General features: G+C 64.8%; 14 protein-coding genes. 10 read left to right on the forward strand and 4 right to left on the reverse strand.

Annotated elements, in window-relative coordinates; translation table 11 throughout:
- Nucleotides 1-250: 250 nt before the first annotated feature.
- Nucleotides 251-691, reverse strand: a complete 441-nt coding sequence (locus tag E8E91_RS25400) for a helix-turn-helix domain-containing protein (protein ID WP_280379685.1) — start codon at nucleotides 689-691, stop codon at nucleotides 251-253.
- Between the two features lie 81 nt (nucleotides 692-772).
- Here E8E91_RS25400 and E8E91_RS25405 point away from each other — a divergent pair, with 81 nt between their 5' ends.
- Genes E8E91_RS25405 through E8E91_RS25415 form a run of 3 tightly spaced genes read left to right on the forward strand, consistent with a single transcriptional unit; the run spans nucleotide 773 to nucleotide 2,107 of the window.
- The gene (locus E8E91_RS25405; RefSeq protein WP_280379687.1) at nucleotides 773-1,258 is read left to right on the forward strand and encodes a DUF2938 domain-containing protein; all 486 of its coding nucleotides are present in this window, start codon (nucleotides 773-775) and stop codon (nucleotides 1,256-1,258) included.
- Between the two features lie 39 nt (nucleotides 1,259-1,297).
- Nucleotides 1,298-1,864 (forward strand): flavodoxin family protein, encoded by a 567-nt coding sequence (locus tag E8E91_RS25410; RefSeq protein ID WP_280379689.1) that lies wholly within the window; start codon nucleotides 1,298-1,300, stop codon nucleotides 1,862-1,864.
- A gap of 15 nt (nucleotides 1,865-1,879) precedes the next feature.
- Nucleotides 1,880-2,107: a DUF2798 domain-containing protein gene (locus tag E8E91_RS25415; protein WP_280379691.1), complete on the forward strand. Its 228-nt coding sequence runs from the start codon at nucleotides 1,880-1,882 to the stop codon at nucleotides 2,105-2,107.
- 136 nt (nucleotides 2,108-2,243) lie between these two features.
- On the opposite strand, the gene E8E91_RS25420 is transcribed toward E8E91_RS25415, so the two are convergent.
- Nucleotides 2,244-2,807: a hypothetical protein gene (locus tag E8E91_RS25420; protein ID WP_280379693.1), complete on the reverse strand. Its 564-nt coding sequence runs from the start codon at nucleotides 2,805-2,807 to the stop codon at nucleotides 2,244-2,246.
- 193 nt (nucleotides 2,808-3,000) lie between these two features.
- Here E8E91_RS25420 and E8E91_RS25425 point away from each other — a divergent pair, with 193 nt between their 5' ends.
- The 3 genes from E8E91_RS25425 (at nucleotide 3,001) to E8E91_RS25435 (ending at nucleotide 7,081) form a co-directional block, all read left to right on the forward strand.
- Nucleotides 3,001-3,492, forward strand: coding sequence for a sigma-70 family RNA polymerase sigma factor (locus E8E91_RS25425; RefSeq protein WP_280379694.1), 492 nt, complete (start codon nucleotides 3,001-3,003; stop codon nucleotides 3,490-3,492).
- A gap of 83 nt (nucleotides 3,493-3,575) precedes the next feature.
- The gene (locus E8E91_RS25430) at nucleotides 3,576-4,541 is read left to right on the forward strand and encodes a FecR family protein (protein ID WP_280379696.1); all 966 of its coding nucleotides are present in this window, start codon (nucleotides 3,576-3,578) and stop codon (nucleotides 4,539-4,541) included.
- A gap of 89 nt (nucleotides 4,542-4,630) precedes the next feature.
- Nucleotides 4,631-7,081, forward strand: a complete 2,451-nt coding sequence (locus E8E91_RS25435) for a TonB-dependent siderophore receptor (protein ID WP_280379698.1) — start codon at nucleotides 4,631-4,633, stop codon at nucleotides 7,079-7,081.
- 1,012 nt (nucleotides 7,082-8,093) lie between these two features.
- Here E8E91_RS25435 and E8E91_RS25440 read toward each other — a convergent pair.
- Complete coding sequence (locus E8E91_RS25440) at nucleotides 8,094-8,237, reverse strand: hypothetical protein (protein WP_190833938.1); 144 nt, start codon at nucleotides 8,235-8,237, stop codon at nucleotides 8,094-8,096.
- A 142-nt stretch (nucleotides 8,238-8,379) separates the two neighbouring features.
- Here E8E91_RS25440 and prpD point away from each other — a divergent pair, with 142 nt between their 5' ends.
- Nucleotides 8,380-9,864: a 2-methylcitrate dehydratase gene (gene prpD / locus E8E91_RS25445; protein ID WP_280379701.1), complete on the forward strand. Its 1,485-nt coding sequence runs from the start codon at nucleotides 8,380-8,382 to the stop codon at nucleotides 9,862-9,864.
- A gap of 31 nt (nucleotides 9,865-9,895) precedes the next feature.
- Here the strand turns inward: prpD and E8E91_RS25450 are convergent, their stop codons facing one another.
- Nucleotides 9,896-10,222, reverse strand: coding sequence for a hypothetical protein (locus E8E91_RS25450; RefSeq protein ID WP_280379702.1), 327 nt, complete (start codon nucleotides 10,220-10,222; stop codon nucleotides 9,896-9,898).
- 345 nt (nucleotides 10,223-10,567) lie between these two features.
- On the opposite strand from E8E91_RS25450, the gene E8E91_RS25455 reads away from it, so the two are divergent.
- The 3 genes from E8E91_RS25455 to E8E91_RS25465 all read left to right on the forward strand — a co-directional run.
- Nucleotides 10,568-11,530: a hypothetical protein gene (locus tag E8E91_RS25455; protein ID WP_280379704.1), complete on the forward strand. Its 963-nt coding sequence runs from the start codon at nucleotides 10,568-10,570 to the stop codon at nucleotides 11,528-11,530.
- Nucleotides 11,531-11,829: 299 nt separating this feature from the next.
- Entirely contained in the window at nucleotides 11,830-12,810 is a 981-nt protein-coding gene (locus E8E91_RS25460; RefSeq protein ID WP_280371250.1) for a quinone oxidoreductase, read from the forward strand.
- Between the two features lie 10 nt (nucleotides 12,811-12,820).
- A partial coding sequence (locus E8E91_RS25465; protein ID WP_280379706.1) for a TauD/TfdA family dioxygenase occupies nucleotides 12,821-13,348 on the forward strand: 528 nt, incomplete at its 3' end.

Raw genomic sequence — 13,348 nt, forward strand, 5'->3', positions numbered from 1 at the left:
CTGATGCCATAGCGTCGGCACAGCTCGCGGACATTGCTCTGCGGCTGTTCGGCCAACCACACAAATTCACGCCGAATCGACATGGTGGTGCACTCCTGCCACGGCATCGCTCGAACTCCTCATTCGACGGATCCCGTAAGCGTAAATGCGTTACCTATGTCTCCCGACACCCGTTACCTATGTCCCCCGGCTGAACACACAGCGCACCCTACCTTTGACTGCCCCTGGTTCCGGCGAACATGGCGCGCCGCTACGAGCCGTTCCTGGTCTTGGGCTTGGGCGCCATCTTGCTCCAGCGCCGCTCGATGGCGCCGCTCGACGCGGCCTTCAGCAGTCGCTTGAAGGTCGGGCATTCCGAATGGCTCGGCGCAGGGCAGGCCGCGGCATGACGCAGGCCGTCGCTCATGGCTTTCAAGCGCTTGACCAGCGCATCGATTTCATCGGCCTTGGCCGCGAGCAATTCACGGTCGATGTCCGGTTCGCCGTTGGGCGAGAACATCGAGCGGATCTCATCCAGCGACAACCCCGCAGCCTGGCCGAGGGAGATCAGCGCCAACTGATCGAGGATGCCGGGCGCGAACCAGCGCCGCGTCCCTTGCTGGCTGAGGGATGTGATCAGCCCTTTCTTCTCGTAATAACGCAACGTCGATGACGGCAGACCCGTGCGTCGGGCGACCTCGGCAATGTCCATCTGTGATCCCTTGACTTGAAGTTGACTTCAACTTCTAGAGTGGGCCCGACACCTCCCATCGTCAACGCACAAGGGGCTCACATGAACGACATCATCACGGTGATCTGCATCGGAATCGGCGCCACCGCCGTCATGGACATCTGGCTGGTCTTCCTCAAGCGAATGGGCGTCCAGACGCTCAATTTCGCCTTCATCGGCCGCTGGATTGGCCACCTGCTGCGTGGCCGCTTCAGTCACGACGCAATCGCCAAGGCGGAACCTGTCCCGGGTGAAACAGCATTGGGCTGGATCACCCATTACGCCATCGGCGTTGCCTTCGCGGCCCTGCTGGTGGGGCTTATCGGCGTCGACTGGACCGCCAGTCCGACGCTGCTGCCCGCACTGCTGGTGGGCATGGGCACGGTCGTCGCGCCGCTGCTGGTGATGCAGCCAGCGATGGGGGCGGGCTTCTTCGCCAGCAAAACGCCTACGCCGCTGAAGAACTGCCTGCGCAGCCTGACCAACCACAGCGTCTTCGGCCTGGGACTGTTCCTGGCCGCTGTCCTGCTGGGCTGGGTCACCCGCTGAATGCGGCTCTTTTCATCACTCCAAATGGGATCACTCACCATGAAAAAGCTCGCCGTCATCTACCACAGCGCCTTTGGCCACACCGAACACATCGCCCGGCAGATCTGCGAAGGCGCCCAGGGCGTCGCCAATACGGAAGTCCACCTGCTCAAGGCGGAAGACATTGCCGGCGATCCCGGCCAATTGGTGGCGTTCGATGGTTTCATCCTGGGCTCGCCGACCTATTTCGGCGGTGTTTCCGGGGTCTTCAAGTCCTTCATGGACGCCACTGGGCCGATCTGGCGTAGCCAGCAGCTGAAGGGACGCCTGGCGGCGGGCTTCACCGTGTCGTCACTGGCGGCAGGAGACAAGCAGTCGACCCTGATGGCGCTGTTCGTGTTCTGCATGCAGCACGGCATGCTCTGGGTGGGCAACCCCATCCTGCCGGAGCAGCATGCCGGCGTGCCCATTGAGGAAGCCGCCAACCGGTTGGGTTCATGGTCCGGACTGATGGCTCAGTCCAGCCATTCGGCTCCCGCCGACCATTTCGTCCCGGGGGATGTGAAGACCGCGCGAATGTTCGGCCGGAATTTCTCCGAGACCCTGCACCGGCTCGCCGGCGCCTGAGACGGAGGTGCCCACATGATTCCCCGCCGTTTCGCCCCGTTGCTGTTCGGCCTGATCCTCTCCGGGCTCATGTCCCTGCTCGTATCCGGCATCTCCACCTGGCGCGCCGCCGACCCGGTGGTGGACTTTCCCAGCCTCTGGCTCGGCGCCTGGCTCATGGCCTGGCTGGTGGCCTTCCCAACAGTACTACTGGTTGCACCGGTGACGCGGCGGCTGGTGGAGGGGCTAGTGGGAAAGGAGTGACACCTACGACTCTCAGCCTGCTAGTCAGACGGTGAGACTTTCACCCGGAATTCACCCAGGCTACGAAATTGGCTCGACCCCGATGGTGGATGAAAAGAGCGTCATCCACCCTACACACCCCGCTGGAGCCGTCCGGTCAGTTCAACCGATAACGCGCCAGCTCATCCTTCGTCAGCACCCGCATGCGCGTCGGCTCGATGCCGTTCATGTCATCCAGCAGGCTCAGGGGGACGTTCATTTCCTTGAGGTAGGCGGTGGGGCTGTAGCCGCTGCCGACAGCGGCGAGGGCGGAGTCGCCGTGGGGGAAGTAGGGGCGGTGCAGGCCCACGTAGCCGCGCACGGTCTTGTTGCGGCCGGCAGCCAGCAGGTAGACGCAACTGCCCTGGCACACGCCTTCGGAGGGCACCATCACGTCGAAGCCGGTTTCCCGCAGCAGGCGGCCCATGCGGATGGCCTCGGTGACGCTGCCGCCGATGTTGTCCAGCAGGGCCAGTTTGCGGTCGAACTTGCCCGGGTTGGCACGCAGGCCTTTCATCAAGACTTCGTAATCGCCGGGGGCGATGTCTTCGGAAATCTGCACGGCGAGAATCCGGCCCGCCTTGGTGTGCTGCACGGGTTGGACTTCCACCTTGGCGAAGGTGGCCGCCGAGCAGAGGGTGGCGAGGCAGAAGACGGCAGCCTGGATTGCGGTACGGCTCATGGAGCAGGCTCTTTCTGGGGGACTGTTGGACGGTCGGAGAAGATACCGAAAAAAGGTGCCAAGTCTCCATATGACCTGAAAAGAGGCTTTCGTCGGATGGCCAAACCCGGAGGGTGAGCGGAAATTGCGGGAATATTTGCGAGCCATTATCATTCGCGCCTTTCGATTCCTGACCCTTCCTTCCTCCCCTCAGATGCCTCAGCGCAATCACGGCTTCTTCGAACACTATGAAGAACTCATCGGCACGTGGACGCGCCGGCTGAGGAACCGCCATCGCGCCGAGGATCTGGCCCACGACGCCTTCGTCCGGGTCCTGGAAACCGACCAGGACAACGTCCAGCAACCGCGCGCCTACCTGCACCAGACCACCCGGAATATTGCCGTCGACCACTTCCGCCGCGAGGAGCGTCGTGCCCAGATCGAGCTGGACATGGCCGAGTCGGGGGAGGAGTCGAAGAATGACCCCGAGTCCTACATGCATGCCGTCCAGTTGGCCGACTCGATCGAGAAGGCCCTGGCGGAACTGCCGGTGAACTGCCGCCAGGTGTTCATCTGGCAGAAGCTGGAAGGGCAGAGCCAGGCGGAGATCGCCGAGCGCCTGGGATTATCCAAGAACATGGTGGAGCGGTATATGATCCGCACCCTCCGTCACCTGCGTGAGCGCCTGGACCTGAGCGCCACATGAGCCGACAGAGCACGACAGGGCACCAAGACCCGAGATATGGACAACGACCGCAGCCTGATTCCCGCCACCTGGATGGCCAACCGATGACGAATGCCGACTGCCGCGCGCGCGACGAAGCCGCCTACTGGTTCAGCCGCAATCGTGACCCCGAGCAGGGCGACGAGGACCGTCGCGCTTTTGAGGTGTGGCTGGCGGCGGATGCGTCGCACCGGACCGAGTACCAATTGCTCGAACGCCTCTGGAGCGCCGCCGACCTGATTCCCGAGCAGCACCTGCGTGAGCTGTGCAACGCCGAGGTCCGGCCTTTGCCGGTGCCGTCGCGCCGTCGCTTCCTGCAGGGTGCGCTGGCGGCTGCGGCCAGCGTGGTGCTGGCGGGTGGTGCGACCTATCTGTTCGATCCCTTCTCACTGCGCGGCGAAAGCTACGTGACCGCGCTCGGCGAACGTCGCCAGGTCACCCTGGCCGATGGCTCGACCCTCGATCTCAATGGCCGTACTCGTGTCACGGTCATCTATTCCGCCAACCGCCGCCTGGTACAGCTGGAGACCGGGGAAGCGCTGTTCAGCGTGACGCCGGACAAGGCCCGCCCCTTTGTGGTGGAAGCCGGCGCCGGTCGCGTGACCGTCACCGGCACCCGCTTCAACGTGCGCCACGGCGGACAGGACGTGCGCGTGGCGGTGGAATCGGGACGGGTGCTGGTTGCAGGCGGGCAGGGCGCGGAGGCCAGCCGACCGCTGGTGGCCGGTGACGGCATACGCATCGCGGCCGATGGCGCTGTCGGTCCGGTGCAGCGCATCGACATCGCCGCCATCACGGCCTGGCGACAGGGCAAGCTGATCTTCAATGACGTGCCCCTGGCCGAGGTGGTCGAAGAAGTGTCCCGCTATCGCGACAAACCCCTGCGCGTTGCCCCGGAAGTGGCGGGCTTGCGCTTTTCCAGCGTGTCCCGTGCCGATGACACCAACGCCCTGTTGGTGGCCTTGCCGCGCATCCTGCCGGTGAAGGTCAGAACCCTTTCTGACGGCTCAAACGAAATTATTCCGTTTTAGATTCAGGTTTTTTCCAGCTCGTTCGTCTTCCTGTCCGACTCTTCACGCCCAGCGCATGGCTGGGGGCATTCTTTCAGGACCGAACGAACGTGAACAACGAAGTACAGCAACAAGCGGCATCCGCAGTTTCCTCCCGCAAGACCCAGCCCTGGCTGCCCCTGAGCCTGGCCGTTGCCCTGGCGGTGGCCAGCCTCGGTGCCGAGGCATCCGAGCGCAAGGACGTGCACATTCCGGCGCAGTCCCTCGCCAGCGCCCTTGGCCAACTGGGCCAGCAGACCTCGCTGCAGCTCTTCTTCAGCCCTGACCTGGTGGCCGGCAAGCAGGCCCCGGCGGTGGACGGCAACCTGCTGCCGGAAGAAGTCCTCGCAACCTTGCTGCAGGGCAGCGGCCTGACCTTCGACCTGGCGGACGGCACCGCCATCCTGCGTCGTGTTTCCAGCGATGAGGGCGCATCCGCCATGGAGCTGCCGGCGTCCAGCATCACCGTGGTCGGCGACTGGCTAGGCACCGCCGAAGACGCCGTGGTGCAGAACCATCCTGGCGCTCGTACCGTGGTGCGCCGTGAAGCCATGATCGAGAAGGGCACGATGAACGTACGTGATGCACTGCGTGGCGTGCCCGGCGTGCAGGTGCAGGAATCCAACGGCACCGGCGGCAGCGACATCGCCCTGAACTTCGGCGTGCGCGGCCTGACGTCGCGCCTCTCGCCCCGTTCCACCGTGCTGATCGACGGCGTACCCGCCGCCTTCGCTCCCTACGGCCAGCCGCAGCTGTCCATGGCACCCATCTCCGTCGGCAACCTCGACAGCATCGACGTCGTACGCGGTGCCGGCTCCGTGCGCTATGGCCCGCAGAACGTCGGCGGTGTGATCAACTTCGTGACCCGCGCCATCCCGGAGAAATTCTCCGGTGATGTCTCCACCACCCTGGAAGACACCGCCCACGGTGGCTGGAAGTACCTGAACAGTGCGTTCCTGGGCGGCACCGCAGATAACGGCATCGGCGCCGCGCTGCTCTATTCGGGCGTCAACGGCGACGGCTACCGCGATGGCAACAACAACAACGACATCGACGACGTGATGCTCAAGACCCACTGGGCGCCCACCGAGCAGGACGACCTGTCGCTGAACTTCCACTACTACGACGCCACCGCCGATATGCCGGGCGGCCTCACCCAGGCGCAGTACGACGACAATCCCTTCCAGTCCGACCGCGACTGGGACAACTTCAGCGGCCGCCGCAAGGACGTTTCGTTGAAATACCTGCGCCAGGTGGACGACGTGACCCAGGTGGAAGTGCTGACCTATTACAGCGACAGCTTCCGGGGCAGCAACATCGCCAGCCGCGACCAGAAGGCCCTCAACTCCTACCCGCGCAGTTACTACACCTATGGCTTCGAGCCGCGCGTTTCGCGCATTTTCTTCGCCGGTGAGAGCACCCATGAAGTGGGTGTCGGCTACCGCTACCTGAAGGAAGCGATGCACGAGCAAAGCAGCGGCCTGGCACTGGTGGGCAACGTACCGACACCCGACAACAAGCCCGCGACGGACGGCCACGTCTTCCAGGACCGTACGGGAGGTACCGAGGCCAATGCGTTCTACATCGACGACAAGATCGACGTGGGTAAATGGACCGTCACCCCGGGCGTTCGCTTCGAGAGCATCAACAGCGACTGGCATGAGCGCCCGGTGATCGGCAGCAACGGCAAGCCGGTGCAGGAGAAGAACCGCAGCAAGGACTACAACGAGCCGCTACCGGCCCTCAGCGTGATGTACCACCTCTCCGATTCCTGGAAGCTGTTCGCCAACTACGAAACCTCGTTCGGCAGCCTGCAGTACTTCCAGCTCGGCCAGGGCGGCGTCGGCGACAGCACGGCCAACGGCCTGGAGCCGGAGAAGGCCAAGACCTACGAGCTGGGCACGCGCTACAACAGCCAGACCTGGGGCGGCGAAGCGACGCTGTTTTACATCGACTTCGACCACGAGCTGCAATTCATCAGCAACGATGTGGGCTGGACCAACCTGGGCGCCACCAAGCACCAGGGCCTGGAACTGTCCGGCTACTACAACCTGGACGAACTGCTCTCCGGCTTGAGCCTGACCGGCACCTACACCTTCACCCGCGCGACCTATGAAGGCGACATTCCGGGCTTCAAGACCCGCGACCTGCCGTTCTACTCGCGCCACGTGGCCAACGTCGGCCTGCGCTACCAGGTAGACCGCTGGACCTACAACTTCGACGGCTACGCCCAGTCCGGCCAGCGCGCGCCGGGTACCGGCATCGACAAGAACGGCAACTTCACCGGTGATTACATCACCGAGCCGACCGCTGACGGCCAGTTCGGCGACATTCCCGGCTACGTGACCTGGCATGTGCGCGGTGCCTATGACTTCGGCGAGCAGCTGTCCAACCTGAAGGTGGGCGTGGGCGTGAAGAACATCTTCGACAAGCAGTACTTCACCCGCTCCAGCGACAACAACGCGGGCATCTACGTCGGCCAGCCGCGCACCTGGTACATCCAGGCCAGCGTGGGTTTCTGATGCGCGGAGCCTGCGGCTCGCTTAGCGATTGAAATCGCCCCCACAGGGTCGTGCCGGGATTGGACGCCGGCACGGACCGCCCCCTCTCCCTCTGGGAGAGGGCTGGGGTGAGGGCGGTCGGGCTGTGCTGGGTGTCCCCTGGCGTACCTGCGGTTCGCTTGGCGATTGAAGTCGCCCCTACAGGGTTGTGCCGGAGCTGAACGCCGGCACGGACAGCCCCCTCTCCCTCTGGGAGAGGGCTGGGGTGAGGGCAGTTGAGCTGTACTGGGAGTCCCCTGGCGAACCTGCGGCTCGCTTAGCGATTGAAATCGCCCCCACAGGGTTGTGCCGGGGCTGAACGCCGGTACGGACTGCCCCCTCTCCCTCCGGGAGAGGGTTGGGGTGAGGGCGGTCGGGCTGTGCTGGGCGTTTCATGGGCGAACCTGCGGTCCGCTTGGCGAATGAATTCGCCCCTACAGAGTTGTGCCGGAGCTGAACGCCGGTACGGACAGCCCCCTCTCCCTCCGGGAGAGGGCTGGGGTGAGGGCAGTTGAGCTGTACTGGGAGTCCCCTGGCGAACCTGCGGTTCGCTTGGCGAATGAATTCGCCCCTACAGAGTTGTGCCGGAGCTGAACGCCGGTACGGACCGCCCCCTCTCCCTCTGGGAGAGGGCTGGGGTGAGGGCAGTTGAGCTGTACTGGGAGTCCCCTGGCGAACCTGCGGTCCGCTTGGCGATTGAAATCGCCCCTACAGGGTTGTGCCGGGGCTGAACGCCGGCACGGACAGCCCCCTCTCCCGCTTGCGGGAGAGGGCTGGGGTGAGGGCGGTCGGGCTGTGCTGGGAGTCCGATGGGCGAACTAGCGGTCCGCTTGGCGATTGAAATCGCCCCTACAGGGTTGTGCCGGGGCTGAAGGTCGGCACGGACTGCCCCCTCTCCCTCTGGGAGAGGGTTGGGGTGAGGGCGGTTGAGCTGTGCTGGGAGTCCCCTGGCGAATCAATTCGCCCCTACAGGGTTGGCTGGGGGGAGGGCAGTTCACTCCCAATCATCGGGCTTCTTGTCCTTGCTCGGCGCCTTGTCGCTGATGCGTTTCACGTCCGCCGCCGGCACTTGCTCCGGTGGTTGACTGGGTCCCGGCGGCCTGGGGGCGGGGGTGCGGACGTTGGGGTCTGAGTTCATGGCGGGCCCTCCGGCTGTGACCTTATCCAAGCCCAGCACAGCAGCGCGCGCGACGCCTTGGCCGTCGGTCGCTTTCGGTCCCGGCCGCCTGGCTGATGGTGTTTGCTAGGCTCAGTCCACTCGGTAATCGAGAGGCACGGCCATGAGCAGCAACGTAGACCTGAACCAGCGCCCCCCGTACGACCCGGTGATCCAGGCCATCGCCGACTATGTGCTCGGCGATCGCACGACTTCCACTGAGGCGCTGGACACCGCGCGCAATTGCCTGATGGACAGTCTCGGCTGCGCAATGCTGGCCCTGCGCTTCCCCGAATGCACCAAGCTGCTCGGCCCGCTGGTGGAAGGCACCCTGGTGCCCCAGGGCTCGCGGGTGCCGGGTACGTCTTACCGGATGGACCCGGTGAAGGCCGCCTGGGACCTGGGCGCGATGATCCGCTGGCTGGACTTCAACGACACCTGGCTGGCGGCCGAATGGGCGCACCCCTCCGATAACCTGGGGGGCATCCTCGCCGTGGCCGACCACCTTTCCCAGCGCCGCCTGGCTCGAGGCGAAGCACCGCTGACCATGCGCCTGGTGCTGGAGGCCATGATCAAGGCCCACGAGATACAGGGCGTGATGGCCCTGGAGAACTCCTTCAACCGCGTCGGCCTGGATCACGTGGTGCTGGTCAAGCTGGCGTCGACCGCCGTGTGCGCCTGGTTGCTGGGGGCGAGCCGCGACCAGTTGCTCTCGGCCATCTCTCACGCCCTGGTGGATGGCCAGGCCCTGCGCACCTATCGCCACGCGCCCAATGCCGGTTCGCGCAAATCCTGGGCAGCGGGCGATGCCACCAGTCGCGGCGTGCGCCTGGCAGAGATCGCCCTGCGCGGCGAGATGGGTGTTCCCGGCGTGCTGAGTGCGCCCCAGTGGGGGTTCTACGACGTGCTGTTCAGCCACACCAACAAGGATCTGGCGACCAAGGCGCCAGAGCAGGTGCATTTCCGTCTGCCCCAGGAGTTCGGCAGCTATGTGATGGAAAACATCCTGTTCAAGGTCAGCTTCCCGGCGGAGTTCCATGGCCAGACGGCCTGCGAGGCGGCGGTGCGCCTGCATCCGCTGGTGCGCAACCGCATTACCGAAATCGATCGCATCGTCATCACCACCCAGGAATCGGCCATCCGCATCATCGCCAAGGAGGGGCTGCTGGCCAACGCCGCTGACCGCGACCACTGCCTCCAGTACATGACGGCAGTGGCCCTGGCCTTCGGCGACCTGCAGGCCGAGCATTACGAGGACGGCTTCCACCAGTCACATCCGATCATCGACCGCCTGCGAGAACGCATGGAGGTGGTGGAGGACCCGCGCTACAGCCGCGAATACCTGGAACCTGACAAACGCTCCATCGCCAATGCCGTGCAGGTGTTCTACAAGGACGGCCGGAGTACCGAGAAAGTGGAAGTGGAATACCCCATCGGCCACCGGAGCCGGCGCGCCGAAGGCATGCCACTGCTGGAAGAGAAGTTCAGGGCCAGCCTGGCGACCCGTTTCGCGCCGCAGCGCTGCGCGCAGATCCTCGCCCTGTGCAAGGACCAGGCGGCCCTGGAGGCAACGCCGGTGGACCGGTTCGTGGAGTTGTTCGTGCTCTGAAGCGGGGCCGGCATGGCCGGCCCCGACGTGATCAGTCGCGGTAGCGGTCCCGCGTGCGGCAGACCTTTTCCTTGTCGAAGACCTCGCGCGAGGCATCGATGCGAATCCGGCAGGGGCCATCGCGGTAGTCGCGGTGCCAGTCGCCCCGGCGCCACGTCTTGCCGCGCCCGTTGGGGCAGCGGACGACTTTGCGGTAGTAGCCGTAATCGGTGATTTCCTTCACCCGGCAAGGGCCGTCGCGATACTGCTCGACCCTGGCATCGTCCCTGTCCCACCTGTGCTCGGCGTGTGCGCCCTGCACGATGCCGGCAAGGGCTGCAACCAGAAGAAACACCCCCACAGACGGGCCTGTTTTCATTTCACTACCTCGATTCCGATACGGCTGGGTTTGGCCGGCGCCACATGCGTTTACGCGGTGGTTGTCCTGGCGACTGATCAGACAGCGCGGCGGACGTTTTTGCTCAGAAGTGCAGTACGTCCGATCGCGGGGCGGTGGGGTGGGGTGGTCCCTATACTCAAGGAACCCCGGCCGAAAGGCCCCGGGGGTGGAAGAAGCCCTATGAACGCTGCAGAAAGTTCTCCCGGAGTCCGGGAAGAACAGCTGCTTGGCTGGCTTGGGGAGGTACCGGTCCGGCTCCTGTTCATAATGCTCGTCTCCCTCGCGTTGACGCTGGGCGGCTGTGCTTCGAAGCCGGCGCCTCCCGTGGCGCCCGTCGTTGTCTCGCAGAGCACCTGGCAGCAGGTGGACCGGGATATCGCCGCCGCCTCCCTGGCCGCCACTGGCCAGGCCAGGACCTACGCCCAGGACTCCATGGAACGCTGGATGGACTTGGTCTACCAGCGCACCGAAAGTGAATTCATTCCCTGGTTCTCCAGCTTCTGGACCCGCAAGTGGTTGAGCATGAAAGTGGGCTGGTACCGCCTGAGTTCCGACGGCAAGCGCGAGGAAACCGTGAATCGTCTGGCCGCTTACCTGCAGGAAGAATATGACGACCAGGTGCTCAAGCCGGTTTCCCGGCAGCTCGATCCGGACGACATCATGGAGCAGACCACCCGGACGTATATCCAGCAGCTGGATGAGCGCCTGCAGCTGATCCCTCAGCGTTTCGGCGTGCCCAGCGACCAGTTCGCCCAGCATTTGCAGAAGATTCCGGCCATCGAGCTACCGCCGCCGGGGCAGAGGGCCTCGCTGTTCCAGGTTCTCAAGGCCGATCCCCTGGAAGAGCTGCCGGCCTACGCCTCGCTCATGGACCGGATACGTAATGCACCGGGCGGCGCTGGCGCCTGGGCCACGGACGACGGGCTGTCCACCATCACTCGCGAGACCAGCGATCAACTGGAAACGGAACTGGCCACCAGCGGTGCCGCCAGTGTCGTCACCAGCTTCATGGGGCGCGTGGCTGGGCCGGTGCTGTCCCTCGGCTTCACCGGTATCAGCGCCATGCTCCACGAGGAGGGGCGGCATGACCGTGAAGCGACCTTGCGCAAGAGCCTCAACCAGGCCTTCGACGAAGAGTGGCTGGAGCTGATGCGCAATCCGGAGACGGGTGTGATGGCCGGTGTGATCCACCTGTCCGGAACGGTCGAGGGCAGCCTGAGGCGGACCGATACCCTGCCGATCCAGTTCGAGCCCCTGCCGCGTGTGGTGCCCTTGCCTGACGATTAGCCGAACAGCGCCGCCGCGCGCTCGCCAATCGACGCCGGATCGGCGCTGCGGGTGCTGCCCGTCGTGCACCCTTCGAACATCGAACTCCCCGGGGAATTTATCGGCGCGGTGGAGGCTTTCCTGCTGGGCCATTGAGCGGCAAATCGGCCGGCCGGCGCGCCGTTGGGGCGTCCGGCCAGGGGCCTGTCATGAAATGAGAAGTTGCTGTCGTGCGATGTGAAGCACCCAAAAGGGGGGATGCCTAGAGTCCAATCCATGGGTCCGTGACCCGACTACAAGAATCAAGATTGGAGACAGGCATGGCCAAAGCTGTTCGCTTTTATGAAGCCGGGGGACCGGAAGTACTTCGCTATGAAGAGGTCGAGGTTGGTGATCCGGGACCCGGTGAGGTGCGTGTTCGTCACGTCGCCGTAGGTCTCAACTACGCCGATACCTACTTCCGCAATGGTACCTATCCGATCCCGCTGCCCAATGGCATTGGCGTCGAGGCTTCCGGCGTCGTGGTGGCCGTGGGCGAGGGCGTGAACAACGTCGCCCTGGGCGACCGCGTGACCTACACCGGCTTCCTCAACACCCTCGGCGCCTACAGCACCGAGCGCCTGGTGCCCGCTGCGCCGCTGATCAAGCTGCCCGGCACCATCTCCTTCGAGACTGCTGCGGCCATGACCATGCGCGGCCTCACTTCCGCCTACCTGATGCGCCGTATCTATGACTTCAAGGAAGGCGACAGCATCCTCCTGCACGCTGCCGCTGGCGGCGTCGGCCTGATCGTTTCGCAGTGGGCCAAGCTGCTCGGCCTGAACGTGATCGGCACCGTGTCCACCGAAGGCAAGGCCGAAGTCGCCCGTGCCCACGGCTGTGACCACGTCATCAACTACAGCGAAGAAGACATCGCCAAGCGCGTGCGCGAGCTGACCGGCGGTCGCGGCGTCGACGTGGTGTTCGACAGCGTCGGCAAGAACACCTTCATGGCTTCCCTGGACTCGCTCAAGCGTCGTGGCCTGATGGTCTGCGTCGGCACCGCGTCCGGCCCGATCCCGGCTTTCGATCCGGTACTGCTGGCGATGAAGGGCTCGCTGTTCATCACCCGTCCGGCCCTGGCCGACTACATCGCCGATCCGGCGGAGAAGGCGGATCTGGTGGGCGAACTGTTCGACCACGTCGGTAACGGCCGCATTCGCATCGACATCAACCAGCACTACGCGCTGGAAGATGCCGTTCAGGCTCACCGTGACCTGGAATCGCGCAAGACCACTGGTTCGTCCATCTTCGTCATCTGAGGCGCTGGTCATGAATGTAGAGCAACTCACTTGCGCCATCGGCGCCGAAATCAGCGGTGTGAACCTGGGCGATGCCGCCCGGGACGAGGGCTTGTTCGCCGAGATCAAGGCGCTGCTGCTCAAGCACAAGGTGCTGTTCCTGCGTGACCAGAAGATCAGCCGTGCCGAGCACGTGGCCTTCGCCCGCCGCTTTGGCGAGCTGGAAGACCACCCGGTGGCCGGCAGCGACCCGGAGCATCCGGGCCTGGTGCGCATCTACAAGGACCCGGACCAGCCCAACGACCGCTACGAGAACGCCTGGCACACCGACGCCACCTGGCGCGATGCACCGCCCATGGGTTGCGTGCTGCGCTGCGTGGAGTGCCCGCCAGTGGGCGGCGACACCATGTGGGCGAACATGGCGCTGGCCTACGAGAAGCTGCCGCAAGACGTGAAAGAGCGCATCGAGGGCCTGCGTGCCCGCCACAGCATCGAGGCGAGCTTCGGCGCGGCCATGCCCGTCGAGAAGCGCCTGGCGCTCAAGGCCATGTACCCGGAC

Source organism: Pseudomonas sp. BN515, assembly GCF_029873155.1.
Lineage (GTDB): Bacteria > Pseudomonadota > Gammaproteobacteria > Pseudomonadales > Pseudomonadaceae > Metapseudomonas.